20 protein-coding genes are annotated in these 23,750 nt (G+C 33.6%); 15 read left to right on the top strand and 5 right to left on the bottom strand.

Features of this window, described 5'->3' with window-relative positions:
- The first annotated feature begins 8 nt into the window (after positions 1 to 8).
- The 9 genes from ABRY23_04910 (at position 9) to hemN (ending at position 10,128) form a co-directional block, all read left to right on the top strand.
- Positions 9 to 1,271 carry a hypothetical protein gene (locus ABRY23_04910; protein MFA3782387.1) on the top strand — a complete coding sequence of 421 codons (1,263 nt, stop codon included), beginning with the start codon at positions 9 to 11 and terminating at the stop codon, positions 1,269 to 1,271.
- Positions 1,272 to 1,278: 7 nt separating this feature from the next.
- Entirely contained in the window at positions 1,279 to 2,490 is a 1,212-nt protein-coding gene (locus ABRY23_04905; GenBank protein ID MFA3782386.1) for a cytochrome c3 family protein, read from the top strand.
- Positions 2,491 to 2,582: 92 nt separating this feature from the next.
- Positions 2,583 to 3,458: a CxxxxCH/CxxCH domain-containing protein gene (locus tag ABRY23_04900; protein MFA3782385.1), complete on the top strand. Its 876-nt coding sequence runs from the start codon at positions 2,583 to 2,585 to the stop codon at positions 3,456 to 3,458.
- A 313-nt stretch (positions 3,459 to 3,771) separates the two neighbouring features.
- Entirely contained in the window at positions 3,772 to 4,596 is an 825-nt protein-coding gene (locus ABRY23_04895) for an inner membrane protein YpjD (protein ID MFA3782384.1), read from the top strand.
- A gap of 21 nt (positions 4,597 to 4,617) precedes the next feature.
- Complete coding sequence (gene hemA / locus ABRY23_04890) at positions 4,618 to 5,922, top strand: glutamyl-tRNA reductase (protein ID MFA3782383.1); 1,305 nt, start codon at positions 4,618 to 4,620, stop codon at positions 5,920 to 5,922.
- 4 nt (positions 5,923 to 5,926) lie between these two features.
- On the top strand, positions 5,927 to 6,862 hold the full coding sequence (gene hemC, locus ABRY23_04885) for a hydroxymethylbilane synthase (protein ID MFA3782382.1): 936 nt from the start codon (positions 5,927 to 5,929) through the stop codon (positions 6,860 to 6,862).
- Between the two features lies 1 nt (position 6,863).
- Positions 6,864 to 7,643 (top strand): uroporphyrinogen-III synthase, encoded by a 780-nt coding sequence (locus ABRY23_04880; GenBank protein ID MFA3782381.1) that lies wholly within the window; start codon positions 6,864 to 6,866, stop codon positions 7,641 to 7,643.
- Between the two features lie 26 nt (positions 7,644 to 7,669).
- Positions 7,670 to 8,722 carry a uroporphyrinogen decarboxylase gene (gene hemE / locus ABRY23_04875; GenBank protein ID MFA3782380.1) on the top strand — a complete coding sequence of 351 codons (1,053 nt, stop codon included), beginning with the start codon at positions 7,670 to 7,672 and terminating at the stop codon, positions 8,720 to 8,722.
- A 29-nt stretch (positions 8,723 to 8,751) separates the two neighbouring features.
- Positions 8,752 to 10,128 (top strand): oxygen-independent coproporphyrinogen III oxidase, encoded by a 1,377-nt coding sequence (gene hemN / locus ABRY23_04870; protein MFA3782379.1) that lies wholly within the window; start codon positions 8,752 to 8,754, stop codon positions 10,126 to 10,128.
- A 6-nt stretch (positions 10,129 to 10,134) separates the two neighbouring features.
- Here the strand turns inward: hemN and ABRY23_04865 are convergent, their stop codons facing one another.
- Positions 10,135 to 10,542: a bacteriohemerythrin gene (locus ABRY23_04865; protein MFA3782378.1), complete on the bottom strand. Its 408-nt coding sequence runs from the start codon at positions 10,540 to 10,542 to the stop codon at positions 10,135 to 10,137.
- Between the two features lie 195 nt (positions 10,543 to 10,737).
- Between ABRY23_04865 and hemH the strand changes: the two genes are divergently transcribed.
- From hemH to hemL, 5 genes are all read left to right on the top strand, one after another.
- Positions 10,738 to 11,691 (top strand): ferrochelatase, encoded by a 954-nt coding sequence (gene hemH / locus ABRY23_04860; protein ID MFA3782377.1) that lies wholly within the window; start codon positions 10,738 to 10,740, stop codon positions 11,689 to 11,691.
- 75 nt (positions 11,692 to 11,766) lie between these two features.
- Positions 11,767 to 13,866 (top strand): M3 family metallopeptidase, encoded by a 2,100-nt coding sequence (locus ABRY23_04855; GenBank protein ID MFA3782376.1) that lies wholly within the window; start codon positions 11,767 to 11,769, stop codon positions 13,864 to 13,866.
- Between the two features lie 81 nt (positions 13,867 to 13,947).
- Positions 13,948 to 15,336: a protoporphyrinogen oxidase gene (gene hemG, locus ABRY23_04850; GenBank protein ID MFA3782375.1), complete on the top strand. Its 1,389-nt coding sequence runs from the start codon at positions 13,948 to 13,950 to the stop codon at positions 15,334 to 15,336.
- Positions 15,337 to 15,377: 41 nt separating this feature from the next.
- A complete protein-coding gene (gene hemB / locus ABRY23_04845) occupies positions 15,378 to 16,361 on the top strand; it encodes a porphobilinogen synthase (protein MFA3782374.1) in 984 nt (327 codons plus the stop codon).
- A gap of 13 nt (positions 16,362 to 16,374) precedes the next feature.
- Positions 16,375 to 17,664, top strand: coding sequence for a glutamate-1-semialdehyde 2,1-aminomutase (hemL, locus tag ABRY23_04840; protein MFA3782373.1), 1,290 nt, complete (start codon positions 16,375 to 16,377; stop codon positions 17,662 to 17,664).
- Positions 17,665 to 17,759: 95 nt separating this feature from the next.
- Here the strand turns inward: hemL and ABRY23_04835 are convergent, their stop codons facing one another.
- Complete coding sequence (locus tag ABRY23_04835; protein MFA3782372.1) at positions 17,760 to 19,091, bottom strand: hypothetical protein; 1,332 nt, start codon at positions 19,089 to 19,091, stop codon at positions 17,760 to 17,762.
- Positions 19,092 to 19,316: 225 nt separating this feature from the next.
- Between ABRY23_04835 and ABRY23_04830 the strand changes: the two genes are divergently transcribed.
- A complete protein-coding gene (locus tag ABRY23_04830) occupies positions 19,317 to 20,306 on the top strand; it encodes a radical SAM protein (protein MFA3782371.1) in 990 nt (329 codons plus the stop codon).
- A gap of 2 nt (positions 20,307 to 20,308) precedes the next feature.
- On the opposite strand, the gene ABRY23_04825 is transcribed toward ABRY23_04830, so the two are convergent.
- The 3 genes from ABRY23_04825 to ABRY23_04815 all read right to left on the bottom strand — a co-directional run bounded on the left by ABRY23_04825 (position 20,309) and on the right by ABRY23_04815 (position 23,750).
- Positions 20,309 to 20,713, bottom strand: coding sequence for a response regulator (locus ABRY23_04825; protein MFA3782370.1), 405 nt, complete (start codon positions 20,711 to 20,713; stop codon positions 20,309 to 20,311).
- 224 nt (positions 20,714 to 20,937) lie between these two features.
- The gene (locus ABRY23_04820; protein ID MFA3782369.1) at positions 20,938 to 23,340 is read right to left on the bottom strand and encodes a cytochrome c-type biogenesis CcmF C-terminal domain-containing protein; all 2,403 of its coding nucleotides are present in this window, start codon (positions 23,338 to 23,340) and stop codon (positions 20,938 to 20,940) included.
- Positions 23,341 to 23,360: 20 nt separating this feature from the next.
- Positions 23,361 to 23,750 carry a cytochrome c maturation protein CcmE gene (locus tag ABRY23_04815; protein ID MFA3782368.1) on the bottom strand — a complete coding sequence of 130 codons (390 nt, stop codon included), beginning with the start codon at positions 23,748 to 23,750 and terminating at the stop codon, positions 23,361 to 23,363.

The following is a 23,750-nucleotide window of genomic DNA, read 5'->3' as shown; positions in this document are numbered from 1 at the left end:
ATTTAACTATGAAAAAAATATTGCTTGTTTTGTTTCTCATGCCGTTGATAATTTATTCCCAAAATATCAACGGCATACTTTCCTCTTCATACTATACATTCCAAAGGTTTGATAACCTAAATAACTCCGAAACTTTCGTTAGGTCCTATCAAACTATGAGTCTTAATTTCAATAAAGACAACCTTTCGTTAAGAACTAGACTTAATTTTGAATCTAATATTGGCAACACACTTATATCCGATCCAAGACTTCGTTTCTACAATTTATATTTTGAAGCACGAAATTTATTTAAGGTAGCTACTTTAAAAATTGGCAGACAGTCTTTATTTAACTCTGTTGCAGGCGGCGTATACGATGGGGTTAATCTGCAGGTAAAATATTCTAATTTCTCTCTTGTAGGTTATTACGGAGGAAATGTACCTGCTTATCAAAAGTTAAAATTTACAGATGACCTGTCAAACGATTACATTTTAGGCGGCAAACTTGAAACTACTTTACTCCAAAACTTTAGATTTGCCATCAGTTATGTTGACAAAAATTTCAAGCCTGTAGACTATGAAACAATTAGATTAAGTGAGAACTTAGACCCAATTACAATATTAATCTTACAAAAATCAAATCAGTATAAATTTTTATCGGCAGAAGCTTCTTATGAGTTAGAAAGAAAGTGGAACGTCAACACAAGATTTGATTACGACCTAAATTTTTCTAAAGCAAGCAAATTTGAAATTAACGGACGTTTACAAGCAACGGATAATTTTGGAATCGATTTATACTACAACTACAGAGAACCAAGAATCAGATACAATTCTATTTTCTCTGTGTTTAATTATGGCAATACTCAAGAAATGGAAGCTGGATTGGATTATAAAATAAACAAGACCTATACCTTAATTGGAAAATTTGCAAATGTAGTGTATGAAGATGAAAACTCTCAACGTATAACTGTTGGGGTCAACTCAAGTTTTGGCAGCTTGACTTATCGTAAAAATTTGGGTTATGCAGGCGAGTTAGATGCAATTTCAATCTACGCAGCAAAATCTTTTGCCGAAGGCACTATTACACCTTCTTTAGGACTGTCTTATACCAGCTATAAGTTATCGGAAGATTCCCCGCTCAATTCAATAACTTCTGTTTTAGCTGGAGTTAATCTTAGGCCTTTTACTCAATTCTCGTTCGATGTTCAAGGTCAATATTTCAATAATAAGATTTACAAAAACGATTTTAGACTTTTATTAAAAATTAATTACTGGTTTAATACTAACTTTTAAAACAAATATGAAACCAAAATATTTTTACATAGTCGTTTCAGTCATTATTATAGGATTCTTAGCTATTGCAGCCAGTTCTACAAATAGTAACGTCCAAGAAAAAAGCAAAACCAATAAAGAAATCATTAAATTTTCACACAAGGTTCATTTAGATGCATCTGTAAATTGTGCAGATTGCCACACTAAAGTACCTGAAAGCACTTCGCTAAGTGACAAACTTTTACCCGATATGGAAACTTGTGGTCAATGCCATGATGTTCAAGATGAAAAAAATTGTAACATGTGTCACTACGAAAATGTTCAAGAACCGCTAATTCAAAAAACAGCAACTGTGATTTTTAATCACAAATTTCATATTGGTGAATTAAAAGTCGAATGCACTACATGTCACAAAGGTCTTGATAAGGTCAACTATGCATTTGAAAGCACTGAAACAACACCTTCTATGTCTACTTGCTACTCTTGTCACAATAACACTACTGTAGCAACTAACAATTGTGAAACATGCCATACTTCGACTGTAAATTTAATACCGCAAGACCATAAGGAAGTTTCATTTTTAGCTAATCACAAATTCGCTTCCAATTCCCCAAATGCCCAATGCCAGATGTGTCACAATAATGATTTTTGTGAAAGCTGTCACGTGTCAACAAATAGGATTACAGAAAAAAATGCTGCTAGAGATTTTTACGCACCTTATTCACCTCACAAATACGTTGACGATTCCAAACAGCAACAAATTACGCAAGTACATGACTTAAATTATGTTTATACTCATGGTATAGATTTCAAGGGGAAAAGCGCCGAATGCCAAACATGTCACCAAATTGAAACTTTCTGTGCAGAATGTCATAGTTCTAAAGGAGGTGATTTTGCATTAGAGGGAATTGTACCAACTTCCCATTTATTATCTAACTTTGTAACAATAGGTGTTGGATCTGGCGGCGGGCAGCATGCTATCTTAGCTAAACAAGATATTGAAAATTGCGCTTCCTGCCATGATGTTGAAGGTGCAGACCCGACTTGTATAGTTTGCCATACTGATAGTGATGGCATAAAAGGAACGAATCCTAAAACTCATCCAGCAAATTTTATGAAAGATAATCATGGTGATTGGCACAGCGATTCTGCTTCATTGTGCTTTACTTGTCACACTGATGCTAACGCCAGACCAAATGGAATTAAGGGGGTAGGATTCTGTGGATATTGTCATAAGTAAAAAAAGCCCCACCCTTCCCTCACCTAAGGGAGGGTGTTTTTAATGGGGTAACAATCTTTGATTAAGTACTAAAATAAATTTTTGGGTTAAATATGAAATACTTTAAAGTTTATCCTCTATTCGCTCTGGCAATTTCAATAATATTCGTATCATGCAGCGACATAAAAAATGATATTACATCTCCACCACAGGTTAGTATTCACGGCAACGGTTTTATTACCAAAGGCTCGTCTAACTTTCATGCAAATTTATTTATGACTACTAACTGGGATTTAGTTCAGTGCCAAAAATGCCATGGAAATGATTTTTCTGGTGGACTTGCAAAAGTTTCATGTAAAACTTCTGGATGCCACACCTCTGAAGAAGGACCCGCAGCATGTAATACATGTCATGGTAATTTTGACATCCCAAATAAAATTGCTCCGCCAAGAGCTTTAAATGGCTCCACAAGCGTAAGCGACCCTGGAGTAGGCGCTCACTCTTCTCATTTGGATAATACAGTTTTAACTAAAAAAATTGCTTGTAATGAATGTCATTTAGTACCCTCTAATGTTTTTGCAGAAGGGCACATTGACAATACTCCCGGCGCTGAAATAGTTTTTGGTTCGCTTGCAAAAAATGCTAATTCAAATCCTTCTTTTGATCCTTCTACTCTTAAATGCAGTAACACCTACTGTCATGGAAATTTCCAATTTTTAAAAGCCAATTCCACTTTAAGTGAAGGACTCAAAAACTTTATTTATACTTCTGATAAAATTGAAGGTAATAATTTTTCACCAATTTGGAACAAAGTCGATAAAACACAAGCTGCATGTGGTACATGCCATGGACTGCCGCCTACGGGTCATAGGCAGTTCACAATAAATCAATGTAGTAACTGCCATACAGGTGTTGTTGATAATCAAGGAAAAATTATTGATCCTACCCGTCACATAAACGGACAAATAAATGTTTACGAGGAAGAGTAATTTAGTAAGTCGGGACGCTGTCCCGACTTGCTCTATAAATTCACCTATCAACAATTTTATAAAATACATCACCCTACTCTCAATTCTAAGAAAATCACATAAACCATTTATCAATCATAGCAATCTCAAATCATAATAATAGCTGTCATTTTATCACTTTGTTGAAAAATCGCTTTTATCAGAAATATCATAGGTTTTTTTAGCTCATTCTGTACTCTTTTAAGCCATGAAATTCGTTTGGATATTTAATAGCTTTGTTTTGTATTTTTTTTATATTGGCACACTATTAGAGGCAAATTATAAAAGAAAAGCTATGGATAAATCAATCTCTATTCTAAATATTTTACTGCCAGTTTTCTACTTAACAGTATTTGTTGTCTATGGGTACGATTTTCTTAACGAGAAAAAGTTTTTATATAATTCCAAAAGACTTTTTTTATTCTTAGCCCTTTTAACTCATTTAGTTTTTTTATTGCTCAGAACTGTAGAATATGACCACCCACCCATTACAAACAAGTTTGAAATTTTTTCTGTATTAGCTTTCTCGATAGCGTTTTCTTACTTTATTTTGGAATTATTAACCGATGTTCGAGGAACTGGCTCTTTCATAATTTTTTTCTCTTTTATCTTCCAAACAGTATCTTCTTTGTTTATCGAAAATAATTATGTAGTACCTGATGTTCTAAGAAACAGATTATTAGGCCTTCATGTTGTAAGTGCTTTACTTGGTTATTCAGGAATAACAATTTCTGCTGTGTATGGATTGCTGTTTATTCAGTTATATCACAATTTAAAAGCGAATAAGTTTGGTATAATTTTTAATAGATTACCCAGTCTTGAGGTTTTAGAAAAATTAAGTTTTAAATCTGCTGTAATTGGTTTTATCCTACTAACAATTGCTATAATCATTGGCATAATTTGGCTGCCTCAAGCTTTTCCCAATTTTAGTTATTTTGATCCCAAACTAATATCAACAGGGTTTGTCTGGATTATTTACGGCGTTGGAATTTCAGCCAAATTTTTAACTAACTGGTATGGCAAAAAAGTAATTATATTTTCCCTTAGTGGGTTTGTTGTTGCAATGATATCGCTGGTGCTTACCACTGTTTTAACAAATACTTTTCATTCATTTTACTGATACTATTGTAATAGAATTGGTATGAATTTATTTGGAATTACAATAAATCACCGAACAGCTTCTATCGAATTAAGAGAAGCGCTTTACTTAAGTAAAAATGAAATCATTGATTTCATTCATTTACTTAAGAAAGAACTTTTTAGCGAGGGATTTGTATTATCAACCTGCAATCGAACGGAAGTCTTCGGCTTTCCACAAAAAAATTTATTGGACTATAATTTACTAATCAAACATCTGCTGAACTTTAAAAAAATTGATGGATTAACTTCTGATAATTTTGAAAAGTTTTTTTCCTGCGGCGCAGTAAGACACATTTTTTCTGTTTCTACCGGTATAGATTCGATGATTATTGGCGACAGTCAAATTCTTGCTCAAGTTAAAGAAGCTTTTGAAATTTCTGAAGATTTAAATTTTGCAGGCACTATAATGCGTCGGGTGTTCGACTTTGCTATAAAAACCGGTAAGAGAGCAATTAAAGAGACAAGCATTGGCGAAGGTGCAGTTACAGTTAGTTATGCAGCGGTTCAAGTAATTGAAAAAATATTCTCGAACTTAGATAAAAAGTCGGCGCTCGTTATTGGCGCTGGCGAAACTGGTGAAATTGCTGCTGTTCATCTAAAAGATAAAGGGGTTGGAAAACTTGCCATCTCTAATAGAACCCTTTCCAAAGCTGAAGCGTTAGCTGAAAAAGTCCATGGTGAAATTGTCCCATTTCAGTATTTAAAAGAACACCTACATAATTTTGATATAATTTTGAGTGCTACTAGTGCTGAAAACCTCATTCTCAATTTTGATGATATCCAATCAATGATGAAAAAAAGAAAAAACTCTCCTGTTGTTTTGATGGATATCGCAGTGCCAAGAGACATTGACCCGAACGTAAAGAAAATAGAAAATGTGTTCTACCACGATATGGATTCACTCAAAATTATTGTCGACCAAAACATTCAAAAAAGAAAAAACGAAATACCACTTGTAAATAAAATTATAATGGAAGAATTAGTTAACTTTTTTAGTTGGTACAATACTTTGGAAATTGTACCTGCGATTAAATCCCTAAGAGAATTCTTTGAAGAAATACGCAACGATGAACTTAACAAGATTAGGCATAAAATTTCTAAGGAAGATTACGCAAAGTTAGAAGATATGACTCGAAGAATGATTGGGAGACTATTACATAATCCAACAGTAAAGCTAAGAGAGTTAGCTGAACAAGGTATGAATACTCAAGAAATTATTAATCACTCAGTAGTTTTAAAAGAATTATTCAACTTAGATAAATTCGAGCCAAACGGATTTAAAAACAACAATGAGAAAAAGGAATAATTAATTGGGAAAAATTAAATTAATAATTGGTTCAAGGGGGAGTGAGCTGGCATTATGGCAAGCAAATTATGTTAAAAAAGAACTTGAAAGGAAAAACAAAAACTTATCTGTAGAAATAAAAATTGTTAAAACCAAAGGAGATAAACTACAAAAAGCTGCTTTATTTAAAATTGGTGATAAAGGCTTATTCACTAAAGAACTAGAAAACGAACTACTTGAATGCTCAATTGACATTGCCGTTCACAGCCTAAAGGATCTTCAAACGGAAATACCAGAGGGATTAAAATTAGCTGCTGTAACAAAAAGACATTACGTTGAAGATGTTTTAATAGCAAGAAAAAAAGGTATGACAATCTTTGACCTTAAAGAAAATGCTACAGTTGCAACTGGTTCTCTAAGAAGAAAATCTCAATTGCTTCATTTACGACCGGATTTAAAAATTGAAGAACTTCGTGGTAACGTTCCAACTAGAATAAAAAGATTTTTTGAATCAACCTGGGATGCAATAATACTGGCAAGGGCAGGTATAGAAAGGCTTAATTTACAAAAACATATTTCCTCAATTATTCCCACAGACCAAATATTACCTGCAGTTGGACAAGGAGCGCTCGCAATCGAAATTAGAAACTTAAACAGGTTTGCTGAAGAACTTATTCAACCTATTCATGATGAAAACACTTTCGCAGCTGTTACGGCTGAAAGAGAGTTGCTGAAAAATCTACAAGGCGGTTGTCAGGTGCCTATTGGAGCTTTCGCCCACACTGAAAACAATGGATTATTCCTTGAATCTTTTGTAGGATCATCAGACGGAAGGATTTCATTTAAGACTAAAATGAGAGGAAGTAAAAATAATCCGAAGTCTCTAGGAAATAAAGTAGCTCAAGCACTCATTAATGCCGGTGCTAACGAAATCTTAAACGAAATTTATTCGAAAAGATAAATTGAACAAACTATTAAAAAATAAAACAATACTAATCACTAAAGAATTAGAAGGTGATAATTCGCTAATTTCGCTTACCAATGCTGGCGCAAATATAATATACTTTCCTACAATTAAAATACTGCCCTTCAAAAATAATGAGGCATTGGACAAAGCCTTACAAAACTTCTCTTGCTATGATTACTTAATATTTACATCAGCTAATGCAGCAGAAATATTTTTTGAATATTCAAAAAACTACAACATTAATTTAGCTAATAGTAAAATTGTTGCCGTTGGGAAAAAAACATCTAATGCATGCAAAAGCTTGGGAATGAAGGTAAGTCTTATACCTAATAATTTTTCTGCTAATGGAATAATTGAGCTCTTTAGAGATGAAAACATAGTTAAAAAAAGAATTTTAATACCTTGTTCTGCTATAGCAGATAAAAACCTAAAAAAAGAATTAAATGAGCTGGGTGCAAAAGTTGATGCTATTCCTATTTATGATGTAGAGGTAAACGACAAAAGTAAGTTAACAGAGACTATAAACTTTATTATAAAACAAAAGCCAGATGTTTTTATTTTTACAAGTCCATCAACTTTCAAAGCCTTTTTAACATTAATGGAACTTTCCAATCCAACTGTTTACTTTAACAATACCTTAGTCGCAGCTATTGGTCCAACTACAGAGACTGCCATCAAGGAATATAAAGTAACAGTGAACATTATTCCTAAGAAAAGTACTTTGGAGGATTTGGAAAAAGCAATTATTGAATATTTCCTTTTTAATGAAAAATAAAATTAATTATTAATATTGAGGATAGATTGAAAAAAATAAAAAATGACATCTTCTTAAAAGCATGCAAAAAACAAAAGACTGAAAGGACACCAATATGGATAATGCGGCAAGCGGGCAGATATTTGCCTCAATATAGAAAAATAAGGGCAAAAGCCGATTTCCTTAAAATGTGCAAAACTCCCGAACTTGCTGCTGAAGTAACAATACAACCAGTAGATATTTTAGGCGTAGACGCTGCTATAATTTTTTCAGACATACTTGTAATTCCTGAAGCTATGGGAATGAAATTAATTATCAACGAAGGCAAAGGACCCCAATTTCCAAATCCAATAAGACATAAAGATGATGTTAATCATCTAAAAGAAATAGATGCTGGAAGTGATTTAAAATATGTTATGGATGCAATTTCACTAACCAAAAAAGAATTAAATGGAAAAGTTCCGCTAATAGGTTTTAGCGGTTCGCCATGGACATTAATAACCTATATGGTCGAAGGCGGAGGGACTAAAAATTTTTCTGAAATTAAAAAGTTTATATACAATCAACCTAAAACAGCTCATCAACTATTAGATAAAATTGCAAGAGCTGTAACAAATTATTTATCAGCTAAAATTGAAGCTGGCGCTGATGCTATTCAAATATTTGATACTTGGGGTGGAATTCTTTCACCTACCGATTATCAAGAATTTTCATTACAATATATCACTCAAATAATTTCTGAATTAAAAAGAAATAGCGAACCTGTAATTATTTTTGCTAAAGGGGTACACAACAATTTGAAACAATTAGCTGACACAAAAGCCGACGTGATTAGTATTGACTGGACAATTAGTCTGGAAAAAGCACGCAAAGAAATTGGCAATAAAGTAGCTCTGCAGGGTAATCTTGACCCAACGGTTCTCTATGCTAACAAAAATAAAATCAAACAAGAAGCAATTAAAGTACTTGAATCTTTTGGAAAAGGAGACGGCCATATTTTTAATCTTGGACATGGCATTTCACCCGATATTCCACCTGAAAACGCTAAATATTTAGTAACCACTGTAAAAAAAGAAAGTAAAAGATTTCACATAGATTGAAATAATCTACACAAAAACTTGAGGAAATTATGTTAGAGATAAATTTAGACTTAATTAAAAAATATGATAGACCTGGCCCGCGATATACAAGCTATCCGCCAGCTCCCCATTTTAACGAATCCTTTACTCATGAACATTTTTTAGATGAAATTATAAGAACCAACAATTCGGAAAATTCACCTGATTTATCACTATACTTCCATATTCCGTTCTGTGATACTTTATGTTACTTCTGCGGCTGCAATATGATTATAACAAGAAATCGTTCGCGCATTCAAGAGTATATTAAATACCTAAAGAATGAGATTGACTTAGTCCGCACATACATTTCGCCAGACCGTAAAGTTGTTCAACTTCATTGGGGCGGCGGAACACCAACTTATTTAAATCCAGATGAAATATCAGATCTAATTTCATTTATTAACCAAAGCTTTGATTTTAGAGAAAGCGCAGAGGAAGGCTGCGAAATTGACCCGCGCGGTCTAACTAAAGAGCACCTCTCAGCCCTAAAAAACGGCGGATTCAACAGAATTAGTATGGGCGTTCAAGACTTTAACGAAAAAGTTCAAAAAGCTGTTAACAGAATTCAGCCTGAAGATATGACAAGACAAGTTGTTGATTGGATACGCGAATTAAAATTTCATTCTATCAATCTTGATTTAATTTATGGCCTACCATTTCAAACTGTTGAATCTTTTTCTAAAACTGTTGATGCAATAATAGACATTTCTCCAGATAGAATTGCAGTTTTCAACTATGCTCATGTACCTTGGCTTAAAAAACATATGGCTTTAATTAAACCCGAAGATTTACCAGCACCTCAAGAAAAACTCGAAATATTAAAAATGACCATTCAAAAATTAACTACAGCTGGCTATATATTTATTGGAATGGACCACTTTGCAAAACCTACTGATGAACTTGCATTGGCACTAAAGGAAAAACAACTGTACAGAAATTTTCAAGGATACAGCACACATGCCGGTACAGACCTATACGCAATGGGAATTACTAGCATAAGTCAGATAGGAAATGTTTATGCTCAAAACTTCAAAAAAGAAAAAGAATACTTTGATGCACTTAACAACGAGATTCTACCGACTGAAAGAGGATTCCACTTAACTGAAGACGATCTATTAAGAAGACATGTAATCACACGTTTAATGTGCGACTTTGAAATTGACTTTAATGTAATCGATAAAAAGTTCAACATCGAATTCGAAAAATACTTTCAATGGAGTATGAACCAATTAGTTGAATTTATTGCTGATGGTTTAGTTGAGATTAAAAACAGAAAATTAACTGTCACTGAAATGGGTAGATTGCTAATTCGCAACATCGCAATGTGCTTCGATGGTTACATCGAAAAAAAAGAAGACAAAGCAAAATATTCCAGAACAGTTTAACAAATATTAACTAATGCCGGCTGTGTTAAAGAATGTTTTGTACTTCTTATCTGTGCCCATTATATGGCTAACTAACCAATCCTTCAAAAAATCTAATACCTCCATAGGAAGTACTGTTACGCCAGCATCATAATCCCTTTTGATTTTTTGTACCTTACGTACCAATTCATCATGTTGAAACTTATGCGTTAAAGAATCTGGATAGTTATACTTTTCAAACAATCTTTCTTCGCTTTGAAAATGGTAAACAGTATAATTAACAAGTTCATCCAAAACGTAACTCAGTAATTCTTTTCCCTTACCTAATTTCATCGAATCATGCAGCGTATTAATTAACTCTACTAATCGCTTATGTTGATTATCTAAAGTTTTGACATTGACAGAGTATTTTTCGTCCCATTGAATAAAAGCCATAAATTAACTCCTTTTTTATTTTCATTATCGACAGAAAAATAAAATTATTTAATAGCGCCAAAAGTCATTAATAAGATTTAATATTCTATCATAACAAAAAATTCAAATATGTTAATACCCTCTAAACTTCATAAGAAATTTGTAAATTTGTTTATGTATTTTTGTTTAATTCTATACATGAAAGGGAAATAATTAATGCGATATGCGATTGTATTAATGAACTTAGGAGGACCAGATTCAATAGATGCAATTGAACCTTTTCTTTATAATTTATTTAGCGACCCTGATATTTTTAAAATACCAATTGGACAAAGACTTTTTGCAAAACTAATTTCAAGATCTCGCGCACCCAAAGTAGCTGAAGAATATAAATTAATAGGCGGTAAATCACCAATTAACGAATGGACAGAAATTCAAAAAAAAATGCTTGAAGATAAACTTAAAAGTGATGGAATAGATGCAAAAGTATTTATTGCTATGCGATATTGGAAGCCTCTTACAAGTGAAACAATTTCACTAATTGAAAAAGAAAAATTCGATAAAATTATCTTACTGCCACTATATCCACATTATTCAATAACTACAATTGGATCTTCATTTAATGAATGGAGAAGACAATATAAAGGTGATATAACAAAGCTTGTTTACATAAATGAGTACTACTTAAACGAAAAATATTTGGCTGCTATCAATCAAAGAATAGATGAAGCCTTAGCAAAGTTTTCAGAGAAGGACCAGAATAATGTTCAACTTGTCTTTAGTGCTCATGGAACACCAGTAAGTCTTGTAAAAAAAGGTGACCCTTACAGCAGACAAATTAAAGAAACAATGGAAGCAATTATGAAATTAAGAGATTATTCACACGAGTATCATCTTTGTTTTCAAAGTAAAGTGGGACCTCAAAAATGGTTAGAACCATCTACTGATAAAATGATTGAAAAATTAGCAGCTGAGGACAAAAAGTATTTACTTGTTATTCCAATTAGTTTTGTTTCAGACCACATAGAAACCCTATACGAATTAGATATTGAATATCGACATATAGCTGAAAAAGTGGGAATAAAAAACTATATCGTAATGAAAGGTCTAAATGATTCTGAATTATTCATTGAAGCATTATCTGATTTAGTTAAAAATAACATTAATTAACGTTGCTGACCACGAAGTGGCGAATTCTCGTAATAAAATAACTTAAAAACATTTTAATTAACTGCAGGAGAAGCTATGAGGTTTACTATTTATTTGTCAGCAATCTTATTAACATTTTATTCATTTATTAATGGACAAGAGAGTAAAAACATGAATAATCCCTTTTTTGTAGAATGGAAAACACCTTATGGAACACCACCTTTTAACGAGATTAAACATGAACATTTTTTACCTGCAATAGAAGAAGGGATTAAATTAGAAAAAGCTGAAATAGATAATATTGTTAACAATCAAGAACCGCCCACATTTAAAAACACAATTGAGGCTCTTGAAACAAGTGGAAAATTTTTAGAACGCGTCCAGAGAGTTTTCGAGGCACTCAACGGCGCCAATACAAATGACGAACTACAAAAAATAGCAAGAATAATTACACCGATGATTTCCAAACATAACGATGACATTTATTTCAACGAAAAACTCTTCGATAGAATCAAAACAATTTATGAAAACAAAAAATCGTTAAACTTAACTAACGAGCAAATAACACTATTAGAAAATTATTACAAAAACTTTGTTAGAAATGGCGCAAATCTTAATGAAAAAGAAAAAGAAACTCTAAGAAAAATTAATGAAGAATTATCAATGTTGACTTTGAAGTTTAACGAAAATAACCTTAAAGAGACAAATGCGGTTGCCTTAATAATCGACAGTAAAGAAGATCTTGCTGGATTACCAGAGAATGTAATTAAATCTGCTGCGGAGACTGCAAAAGAAAAAGGCTACGAGGGTAAATGGGTATTTACACTACAAAGACCCAGTTGGATACCTTTTCTTCAATACTCTGAAAAAAGACAATTAAGAGAAAAATTGTTCAAAGCTTACATTAATAGAGGAAATAATAATAACGAATATGACAATAAAAAAATCCTTTCGCGAATAATCTCTTTACGCGTTCAAAAAGCAAACTTACTTGGTTATAAAACATATGCAGATTTTGTACTGGAAAGAAACATGGCAAAAAATCCAGAAAATGTTTATAAATTTCTTAATGATATCTGGACACCTGCAATTGAAAAAGCAAAGTCTGAAGCAGCTGAGATGCAAAAAATTATTGATAAAGAAGGTGGAAATTTTAAGTTGCAGCCTTGGGATTGGTGGTACTATGCAGAAAAAGTAAAAAAAGAAAAATACGACCTCGATGAAGCAATGCTTCGTCCATATTTTAAGATGGAAAATGTGAGAGCAGGTGTGTTTGAAGTCGCCTCTAAACTATACGGCATTAAGTTCATTGAACGCAATGATATACCAGTTTATCATCCAGATGTAAAAGTGTTTGAAGTTACTGAAGCTGATGGAAAGCATATAGGAATTTTTTACGCTGATTATTTTCCACGGGACGGGAAAAGAATGGGCGCTTGGTCAAGTTCATTAAGAAGCCAATCAAATATCGACGGCAATTTTATTACTCCCTTGGTCTATAATGTGGGCAATTTTTCCAAACCAACTGAAGATAAACCTTCATTAATGAGCATCGATGAAGTAAATACTTTATTTCATGAATTTGGGCATGCATTACATTCATTGTTTGCCAATACAACTTATCAGGGTTCAAGATTTGTACCACGCGACTTTGTTGAGTTCCCCTCGCAAATAATGGAAAACTGGGCATTTGAACCGGAAGTTTTGAAAATATACGCCAAGCACTATCAAACTGGCGAAACCATTCCTCAAGAACTTATTGAGAAAATCCAAAAATCAAAATTGTTTAATCAGGGTTTTGAAACAGTTGAATATTTAGCTGCTGCATTTCTCGATATGGACTGGCATACTTTAACTGATACTAATGAGCAGGATGTAATTGCCTTCGAAAAAAAATCGTTAAGTAAAATTGGCCTAATTCCAGAAATTGAATCGCGTTATCAGTCTACAAACTTTTTACATATAGTCGGCGGTTACTCCGCAGGTTATTACAGTTACATTTGGTCTGCTGTGTTAGACGCAGATGCATTTCAAGCATTTAAGGAAACAAATTTGTTCGACCAAAAGACAGCTAATGCCTTTAGAAATATAATTCTCGCCAAAGCAGGAAGTGAAGATTTAATGACTCAATACATAAAATTTAGGGGACGCGAACCTAAAGTCGATGCACTATTAGAAAGAAGAGGATTAAAGTAATTTATAAATAATAAACAAAATGATTAAGAATCCTTTATATACTTTTTTGATTCTTATTTTTTACTTTTTACAGTTTATGTTATGGGTAAAAAAGTAGTAATTCTTGGTGCCGGTATTTCTGGCTTAGCCACTGCATTTTGGCTACACAAAGATGGTTTTGATGTTACAGTTCTCGAAGCAAAAAAAGTTGCCGGCGGCTCAATGGAATCTTCCATAGAAAACAGCTTCTTAATCGACTTTGGACCAAATAGTGGACTTGAGACAACTCCTTTAATTAAAAAACTTGTTGATGAAGTTGGTCTGTTCAATGAATTTATTTACGCAAACGAAAAAGCAAATAAACGTTATATTCTTAAAAATAACCAACTTCATCCACTACCAATGGGACCCGGCGCTTTCATCTCAACAAAATTATTTTCTACAAAAGCAAAATTTCGTCTGTTAACTGAACCTTTCATTGGAAAATCTAATGACGGCTATTATCAAAGCGTTTCAGAATTCGTAATTAGAAGATTAGGACGCGAGTTCTTGGATTATGCAATTGACCCTTTCGTATCGGGTGTTTTTGCCGGTGACCCAAATAAACTAAGTGTAAAATCTGCTTTCCCTAAATTATATCGACTCGAAGAACTTTACGGTGGACTTATAAAAGGAATGATTAAGGGGGCAAAAGAAAGAAAGCACCAACAAGAGCAATCAAAGCAAAGCGCTAAGATGTTTTCCTTTCTTAAAGGAATGCAGTCTTTACCACTGGCAATATCAAAAAAATTGGGGAATAACATTTTTTACGAATGCAATGTGCAAAGTGTAGAACGCACCACAAATGGATTTAAGGTGGTATACAAAAGTAACGGCGAGACTAAAGAATTGAGTTCAGACTATGTAATTTCAACCGTACCGGCATACGCGGCGTCTGAGATTTTTAAAAATATCGACGAAAATGTTTCAAATCATCTTAATGAAATTTATTATCCTCCTGTAATGGTTCTTTATTTAGGTTTCAAGAAAGAATTTATTAATCAACAATTAGATGGTTTTGGATATTTAATTCCTTCTAAAGAAAAAAAATCTTATTTAGGTGCGATATGGAGTTCAGTAATATTTCAAAATAGAGCTAATGATGACTCAGCTGCCTTTACCCTATTTATTGGAGGCGCACGTTCACCTCAGTTATTTGAAATGAGTGAATCTAAATTAATCGAAAACGTTATAAAAGAATTTTCAGCTACAATGAAAATATCATCTGAACCAATCTTTGTAAGATATAAACTGTGGAAAAAAGCAATACCGCAATACAATATCGGCTATATAGAACATGAAAATTATTTTGACAAATTCGAAAAAGAAAACCCAGGAATTTTACTTAGCGGAAATTATAGAGGTGGAATTTCTGTGGGAGATTGTATAAAAAATTCAGAATTAATTTTTAACAAAATCAAATACTCTGCGTCTCAGCGTCTCAGCGGTTAATCTTTACCGCAGAGTCGCAAAGACACAGAGAAGGAGTTAACATGGCACAATTCCCTATAAAAAGATTAAGAAGACTAAGATACAACCCGCTCGTACGCGAAATGGTAAGAGAGACCTCATTATCAGTAAACGATTTTATCTACCCACTTTTTGTGGTTCCGGGCAATAAAGTAAAGAAAGAAGTAAAATCAATGCCCGGCGTATATCAAATGTCAATTGACTTTATTGTTGAAGAATGCAAAGAAGTTGTAAACTTAGGCATACCTGCAGTAATCTTATTTGGGATTCCAGAGCACAAAGATGAAATGGGCACAGAAGCTTATGATCCCAATGGCATCATTCAAAGAGCAATTAGAGCTATAAAAAAAGAGGTAAAAAATCTTCTCGTCATTACTGATGTATGTTTATGTGAGTATACTTCTCATGGTCATTGCGGTATCTTGGACGGTGAGCATATATTAAATGATACAACTATTGAGTTATTAGCAAAAGAAGCTCTAACACATGCAAAGGCTGGAGCAGATATAGTTGCGCCGTCAGATATGATGGATGGACGCGTTGCTGCAATAAGGAAAATTTTAGATGAAAATGGATACGAGACAATCCCAATTATAAGTTACGCAGTAAAATACGCCTCTGGTTATTACGGACCATTTAGAGATGCGGCAGAATCAGCGCCAGCTTTTGGAGATAGACGCTCGCACCAGATGGACGTAGCCAATGCATTAGAAGCTTTGAGAGAAGCTGAAACAGACATTGAAGAGGGTGCGGATATTATAATGGTAAAACCTGCCGGTGCATATTTAGATATTATTCATAGAGTGAAAGAAAAATTCCAAATGCCGACAGCTGCTTACCAGGTAAGTGGTGAATATGCTATGATTAAAGCAGCCGGCAAATTGGGCTGGATTGACGAGGAAAGAATAATGATGGAATCTTTAGTTGCTATTAAACGCGCTGGGGCAGATATGATACTAACTTACTTTGCAAAAGACGCTGCAAAATTTCTAAGTAAAACAAAATAAATAAGGTGATAAATTGTACATTAAAAAAAGTGAAGAACTATTTAATGAAGCAAAAAAGTATATCCCGGGCGGAGTAAATTCCCCAGTAAGAGCTTTTAAGTCTGTTGGCGGTAATCCAATTTTTATAGCTAAAGGATACGGCTCTAAAATGCTCGATGTTGACGGTAATGAATATATTGATTATATAAGCAGTTGGGGACCACATCTTTTTGGTCACAATCCAGATTTTCTAAAATCAGCTTTATTGGAAGCAATAGAAGCCTCTACAAGTTTCGGCGCACCAACAGAACTAGAAGTTAAAATGGCTAAATTAATTACTGAGCTTGTTCCCTCTATTGAGATGATTCGAATGGTTAACAGTGGAACTGAAGCAACCATGAGTGCAGTTAGAGTCGCCAGAGGATACACAGGAAAAGAAAAATTCATAAAATTTGAGGGATGCTATCATGGGCATGCGGACTACTTCTTAATTAAAGCAGGCTCCGGAGCTTTAACGCTCGGTGTGCCTACAAGTCCTGGCGTCACTAAAGGAAATGCTGCCGATACTCTATTGGCAGATTACAACAACATTAACTCTGTAAAAGAACTTATTATAAAAAATAAAAATGAAATTGCAGCAGTAATTATTGAACCGATTGCTGGAAATATGGGTGTTGTAATTCCCGACAAGGAATTTCTTCAACAATTAAGGAATATATGCTCTGAGGAAAAAATAATTTTAATATTTGACGAAGTAATGACAGGATTTAGAGTTTCAAAAGGTGGCGCCCAAGAAATTTTCGGAATAAAACCTGACCTTACAACTTTTGGTAAAATTATAGGTGCTGGATTGCCTGTCGGTGCTTTTGGTGGTAGAAAAGATATAATGGAAATGATTGCACCTAGCGGACCAATTTACCAAGCCGGTACACTTAGCGGTAATCCTCTTGCTATGTCCGCGGGCTATTCAGCTTTATCTTATATTAAAAATCATCCTGAAATTTATAATCAATTAGAAGAGAAATCTTCTTATCTTGAAAATGGATTCAGAGAAAACATGAAAAAACTAAATAAAAATTTTGTAATGAACCGCATAGGTTCTATGATGTGCATGTTTTTCACAGAGCAACCTGTCGTTGATTATAAATCCGCTGTTAAATCTGATACTTCTCTTTACAGCAAATATTTTCATGAAATGCTAAAAAGAGGAATTTACCTTGCACCAGCACAATTCGAAGCAATGTTTGTCTCTACAGCACACTCTTCAGAGGATATGGATAAGACCATAAAGGCACACTACGAATCATTGAAAACCATTTTATAGTGCGAAGACGAGCCTACTTGCAGTAGTCAAGTTTTCACTTATAAAAAAGGGGTGCCTTTTTCCAGCACCCCTTTCTCATTTTACAGCCAGAATAATTAATAAATGTTTGCCAAAATTAATGCTTGTGTTGCACTATTTACTTGAGCTTGAGTTGCATTGCTTAAAGCAGTTTGAACTACTGTCTGAACAGCCCCAAAAAATGTTAAGTAAGCCTGCACAATAAGAGCTGGAGAGGCTGCAACATTAAGTGATGAAATTAAGATAGCTTTAGCACCCGCAGCGGAATTAATTGCTGAGTCAGCGGTAGTAATTGCCTGTGCATAAGAATTCATTGCCGCCTTAAGCTGAACTAGAACATCATCATGATATTTCACAAATGCATTAGCTCTTTCACTTTCAGTAGTTGATGTTACAATAGTGGATTTTAAAGCAGCACCAGCAGTAATAACGGCATTAATTTGAGCTTGAGTTGCACCCATTGCTTTAAAGTTCTCTTCTAAAGCTTTAGCAATAAAATAGGCTGAAATTTTAGCTGAACTTTGTTCACAAGCTGATTTAGTCTGAGAATTTGCACTAACCATAGCTTTAACAAAAGCCTTAGCAGCTATTTGAATTGCTTTGGCAGCGGATTCTACTTTCAATCCAGTATTAGTATAAGCACTAATCATTGTATTGCAATAATTAGAATATGCAACCTCTGCGCTGGCTTGAGAGTCGTTACTAACGTAAAGATCATTATCATAATTTACCTGTGCTTGGGCATCTGCATTTACAACAGCTTGTAATTGTGAAGAAGATGCACTAACATCGCTGCTTAATAAATAAGATAGTCGTGCATTTGCAGCCGTTTCCAGCGCTGAAATTACTTGTGCCCTTATGGATTCATCGGCCTTTATTTGTTGTGCAAGCTGTGCGTTTATAATCATTCTGATGTCAGAATATGTAACAGTAGAGGACTTTCCTTCAGACTTAACTCGTGAATATGTTTTAGCTTCTTCGGTAGTCTCATCATTAATTGGAGGACAATGAGTAGTCTGACCATACTTAACCTCGCCGCTTACAATTGCTTGCCATTTTGAGCTCCCTTTAACACATTCAACAAGCAAGTTGCTTTCAGCATTAGCAGTTGTTTGAATAGAAAAATTACCTTGTGCATCTGTTTGAACCGTTCCGTTAGAAACCGAATTTAAACTGCCGTCAGCTTCAACTTTATAGACAGTAACAGTAGCACCTTCTATGCCTTCAGCCGAAGAATTTTTCAGCAGTTTATTAAAACCAGAACCGCCTGTTAGTCTTCCATCTATTTGTGAATACTGTTGATTTGAATCAATTGGATTCTCATCCTTCGAGCAAAAAGCAAGTAGAATGGTAAGACTAAAAGCCGCAGCAAATAAAAATAATTTTGATACAATTATTTTTTTGTACATGACTTCCCCCATTTTTTTATTTTTTGTTGATGGCCAATTATAAAATTCTTGTTTACTGTAGTCAACCTTTCATGTTCTTATTAGTGTTCTAAATCACTATTTAAAACCTCTTTTAGAAAAATAATGATTACCGTCATAAAAATTTCACATTGAGTTTACTGCATTTTGTAGCAAAAAGAACCACAACAAAAAATTTTTTATTTTTGAAGAAAAAAAAAATTACAAATGAATTACGTTCCACCATACATAAAATTATTTGAAAGCGGTGAGTTCAAAAGAAGAGTAGAATATGCCGATTCAATTTTAAACTCGTGCCGATGCTGTCCGAGAACCTGCTTAACAAACAGGAAAGAAAATGAATTAGGCAAATGTTTAAGCGGCTATCTGCCAATTGTTTCATCATATACTCCTCATTTTGGTGAGGAACCTGTATTAAGCGGAACTCGAGGTGCGGGGAACATTTTTTTTGGTAATTGTAATTTACGCTGCATGTTTTGTCAAAATTACGAAATAAGTCAAAATTGGAAAGAAGAACGAAAAAATGAAGTAAGCTTTGAGCGACTTGCTGATATTATGATTGAGCTTCAAAACAGAAATTGTCATAATATTGGTTTAGTGTCGCCCACTCATTTTTCTGCACAAATCTTAAAAAGCATTTATCTTGCTGTTCAAAAAGGCTTAAGACTGCCAATTATATACAATACAAATGGTTATGATTCGGTTGAAATATTAAAACTTTATGACGGAATTATCGATATTTATCTACCAGACTTTAAGTACGGGAACAATGAATATGCTAAAACATATTCAAAGGTAGATAATTATTTCGAATATACTGCAGCAGCCATTAAAGAAATGTATAATCAAGTTGGAGACGAGCTTGTTTATGAAGACGGCATTGTTGTAAGAGGGTTAATAATAAGACATCTCGTTTTACCGAACGGATTAGCTGAGTCTGAAAAAGTATTTAAATTTATTGCAGAAAAATTAAGCCCAAATGTTCATGTTTCACTTATGTCGCAGTATTATCCAACCAACAAAGCGTATAAAGATATTTTGATTGACAGACCAATTCGTGCTTCTGAATACGAGAAAGCGATTGGATTAATGGAAAAATATGGATTACATAATGGGTGGATTCAAGAGATGGAAAGTAATGAAAACTACCGCCCTTATTTCAATGAATGTAGAGAAAATCCATTTTACAACAGGTAAAATTAGAATTCTATTGTATATCCCAACCTTCTTTTAATTATTCCTGTTTTTTTAAAAATTTGCTCTATTCTATCCTCCATTTGCGTTACAAATTTTGTTTTTAAAATATAATCAGCAACTCCCATTCGAATAATTTTCTCAACAGTTTCTCTTTCATCATTATTAGAAATAACAACGACAGGAATATTGCAATCTAATTCTTTACATTTTTCGATCAGAACATTGCCATTCATTTCAGGTAAATTTAGGTCCAAAAAAATAATGTTAGGCTTAGTGTTTGAGATTAATTCAATAGCTTGTTTTACGCTTTCGACTTCAACTATCTCGCAATTGAATTTTCTTTCTAACAATCTTTTAAATAAGACTCTGAACTTTTTATCGTCCTCAATAATTAATGTTGTTATCATTTTCCCTACCTCATTATTTCACACACTTTATTATCGTATAAAAAAGTAAGAAAGTTTATTATAGCCTGTTTGATATTTAGAAAGGAAACACTTTTTATTCAAACATTGCTTGTGTAGGGTTTTGATAATTTTGAAAAGATACAACCATTGAGATTATCGAGTAAAAACTAATGCTAACAAGAAAGCAACGAGATTATATCTTATTAATGAGCTCAATAAATTTTTTATAAAGTTGACTCCTTAGCTCTTCTTGAAGCAGAAACAATAAATCCAAAGGCCATTATCAATACACCTGCCCACACCAAGCTAATAAATGGCTTTATACTGGCATTTATAGTTAAAACCTCTTTTGGAGAAGCCGGTTGATTATTGTCGCCATCTAGTTTAGATATAACCAATTCAGCTTGTCCCGAATTAGCGTTTATATTAGTAAGCTCAATTCTCAAATTAATTTCCTTAGACATAGCTGGAACTGACTTTCTCTGACCATTTTCCATTTCTATTCCTGGTTCCAGCAGAAACTCTTTATCATTATCTTTCACATTAATTTCAGCAGTGATAGTAAATTTAGAACCGCTTGCCATAGCAGCCATAGCATCTTTAGGAAGCTTAAATGATTGAAATGTAAGTACCATTTCACTATAGTTATATGATTCTCCTTTTTTGAGCGTAATTTTCTTACCATTTGAAGAACTATTTTCCGAACCGTCAGAATAACTTAATGGTTCAACATAAAAATCTTTTGCAAGACCTTCCAAAATATCGGGCTCTCTCATCAGACTATTATTAAAATCGGATATATACATTACAGGAGAAACAATTTTAGAACTATTTCCTTTAGAGACTTCAATATCAAATGCATATTTAGTTCCATTTTCAATTGGTTTATAGCCATTAAAAGTTAGTTCGTATCCCAAAGCTTTTGTCTTTTGTCCTTTTACTAATTCTACCTGCTGTTCTTTGGAATAACCGGCAGTAGCAATAACTCCTAGTAAAAATAAAGCAAGTCCAGTATGAGCCACGTAAGCACCCAAATGGTTCTTTCTGCCCTTAAAAACTTTAACAATAATCTCAAGATTAACAAATAAAGCAAAAGCAGAAGAAAACGTTAATAAAATCATCATCAACTCATGAACACCGCCAAAAACAATAATTAATATTGTAAGAACAAAGGCAGAAGCGAGTGAAAATTTTGATTTATTTAGCAAATCTTTACCATCAGTGGTCTTCCATTTTAGTAATAAACTCAATCCGTTTATTATCGCAATTATAATTGCCAAAGGAAGATTTAAATCGCTGTAAAAACTAAGCTGAACTGTTTGTCCAAAAATTGGAGAAGAAGTACCTACAAGAATAATAATAGCCGAAGCAATTAAAGCAACTGAGCCTGTAAAAAGTGCAAGTTCACGTGAGAGAATATTTTCTTCGTAACTAAAATGTTCTGTCAAATATTTCCATCTATATATAATAAAACCGAAACCAAGTATAGCAAAAAATGCGAGTAACAAAATCAAGAAAAGATATACAGTCATACCAGGGTCAACAAATGAATGCACAGAGGCATCGCCTAAAATTCCACTTCTAGTTAAAAAGGTGCTATAAAGTACCAGTACAAAAATCATAATTGACAGTATAAGGTTTGTTTTAACGAATCTGCTGCCACCATTACTATCTTGTGCTTTTTTCTGCACAAGCATAGTATGAATTGAAGCTACGGAAACAAGCCATGGCACAAGGCTAGAATTTTCAACTGGGTCCCATCCCCAATATCCTCCCCAGCCTAAAACTCCATAAGCCCAGTAACCGCCTAACATAATTGCCAGGCCCAAAACCATACTTCCTGCCAGAACCCAAGGTAAAGATTGTTTTACCCATTCTTTATAATCGTTTTTCATTAATGCTGCCAGAGCAAAAGAGAAAGGAACAGCTGACATTGAAAAGCCAATAAATAACATGGGTGGATGTATCTGCATCCAAAAATTCTGAAGTAATGGATTTAATCCTTTGCCTTGAATTATAAAATCATTTATTGTAATACCACTCGAGAGTAAGGCAGCGTATGAGTCTTTACTTATTTGGAAAAAATGTCTATTAGAGTTAGGGTCCGAGAAAAGGTAGTTTTGCAAAGATGGCAGGGTAAGGTAAGAAGGGTTCAAGTATTTTATGTCCAAGAAATCCGTTTGGGACCAAATATAGTGGAACGGCGATTTTAGTAATGGACTTACCATTATTAACAAAGCTGCAATAGCCAAAGTAAAGACCATCATAACTCTTGGTTCAAGGTCACCTCTTTTAGCTGTGTAATCAAGCAAGATTAAACCTATAATCACAGACCACAGGGTCCAAAGCATAAAACTTCCTTCCTGTCCAGCATAAAAAGTAGATATTAGAAGTCCAGTAGGCAACCCCGACCCACTATAATCAAACACATATTTGTATTGGTATTGATGAGTAAGAATAGCGTGAAGCAAAATAACAGCAGCGGCAATCACCATAACTGCAGTTGCATGATAGCCAATTCTTGCCAATCCAAGTGTATTTTCATAACCTTTGTAAGTTAGGTAATACATTATAATTGTAAAAACAGCGGAGATTAGTGCTGTTGTAAGTAATATATTGCCAATCATAATTGCTCCTTTTCTAACTGTTAAGAGCCGACATTTTGAGCTGTCTGCTCTTGATATTTAGAAGGACATTTAGTTAAAATATCTGTAGCATTAAAATAGCCGTTGGCATATTTACCTGTAACAACAACACTTGTAGAAGATTCAAAATTATTTGGGATTGTGCCATGATAAACTATTTTCATTATCCTACCATTTTGGTCCTTCATATAAAAAGTAAAAAGATTATTAGCTTTATCAATTTGATAGCTTTTTTCTTTTACCCAGCTTCCAGTAGCTTTAACAGTTTTTGATGAAGCCATAACTTTATCAAAATTTGTTTCGTATTGTATATTAGTTTGTGTAAACAAATAAATCATTATGGCAAGAAAGATAACAATAATTGCTCCACCAAATAAATATTTATTTTTCAT

Source organism: Melioribacteraceae bacterium 4301-Me, assembly GCA_041538185.1.
In the GTDB taxonomy this organism is placed as follows: domain Bacteria; phylum Bacteroidota; class Ignavibacteria; order Ignavibacteriales; family Melioribacteraceae; genus Pyranulibacter; species Pyranulibacter aquaticus.
Note: the sequence above shows the minus strand (reverse complement) of the source record. Positions and strands in the feature narration are given on the sequence as shown.

Bases quoted from the DNA above. Each gene is read 5' to 3' on its own strand.
- hemH (MFA3782377.1), top strand. From the start codon at position 10,738: ATGCGATATGCGATTGTATTAATGAACTTAGGAGGACCAGATTCAATA.
- ABRY23_04895 (MFA3782384.1), top strand. From the start codon at position 3,772: ATGGATAAATCAATCTCTATTCTAAATATTTTACTGCCAGTTTTCTAC.
- ABRY23_04905 (MFA3782386.1), top strand. From the start codon at position 1,279: ATGAAACCAAAATATTTTTACATAGTCGTTTCAGTCATTATTATAGGA.
- hemG (MFA3782375.1), top strand. From the start codon at position 13,948: ATGGGTAAAAAAGTAGTAATTCTTGGTGCCGGTATTTCTGGCTTAGCC.
- hemN (MFA3782379.1), top strand. From the start codon at position 8,752: ATGTTAGAGATAAATTTAGACTTAATTAAAAAATATGATAGACCTGGC.
- ABRY23_04900 (MFA3782385.1), top strand. From the start codon at position 2,583: ATGAAATACTTTAAAGTTTATCCTCTATTCGCTCTGGCAATTTCAATA.
- ABRY23_04835 (MFA3782372.1), bottom strand. From the start codon at position 19,091: ATGTACAAAAAAATAATTGTATCAAAATTATTTTTATTTGCTGCGGCT.
- ABRY23_04815 (MFA3782368.1), bottom strand. From the start codon at position 23,750: ATGAAAAATAAATATTTATTTGGTGGAGCAATTATTGTTATCTTTCTT.
- ABRY23_04825 (MFA3782370.1), bottom strand. From the start codon at position 20,713: ATGATAACAACATTAATTATTGAGGACGATAAAAAGTTCAGAGTCTTA.
- ABRY23_04855 (MFA3782376.1), top strand. From the start codon at position 11,767: ATGAGGTTTACTATTTATTTGTCAGCAATCTTATTAACATTTTATTCA.
- ABRY23_04865 (MFA3782378.1), bottom strand. From the start codon at position 10,542: ATGGCTTTTATTCAATGGGACGAAAAATACTCTGTCAATGTCAAAACT.
- ABRY23_04910 (MFA3782387.1), top strand. From the start codon at position 9: ATGAAAAAAATATTGCTTGTTTTGTTTCTCATGCCGTTGATAATTTAT.
- ABRY23_04820 (MFA3782369.1), bottom strand. From the start codon at position 23,340: ATGATTGGCAATATATTACTTACAACAGCACTAATCTCCGCTGTTTTT.
- hemB (MFA3782374.1), top strand. From the start codon at position 15,378: ATGGCACAATTCCCTATAAAAAGATTAAGAAGACTAAGATACAACCCG.
- ABRY23_04830 (MFA3782371.1), top strand. From the start codon at position 19,317: ATGAATTACGTTCCACCATACATAAAATTATTTGAAAGCGGTGAGTTC.
- hemA (MFA3782383.1), top strand. From the start codon at position 4,618: ATGAATTTATTTGGAATTACAATAAATCACCGAACAGCTTCTATCGAA.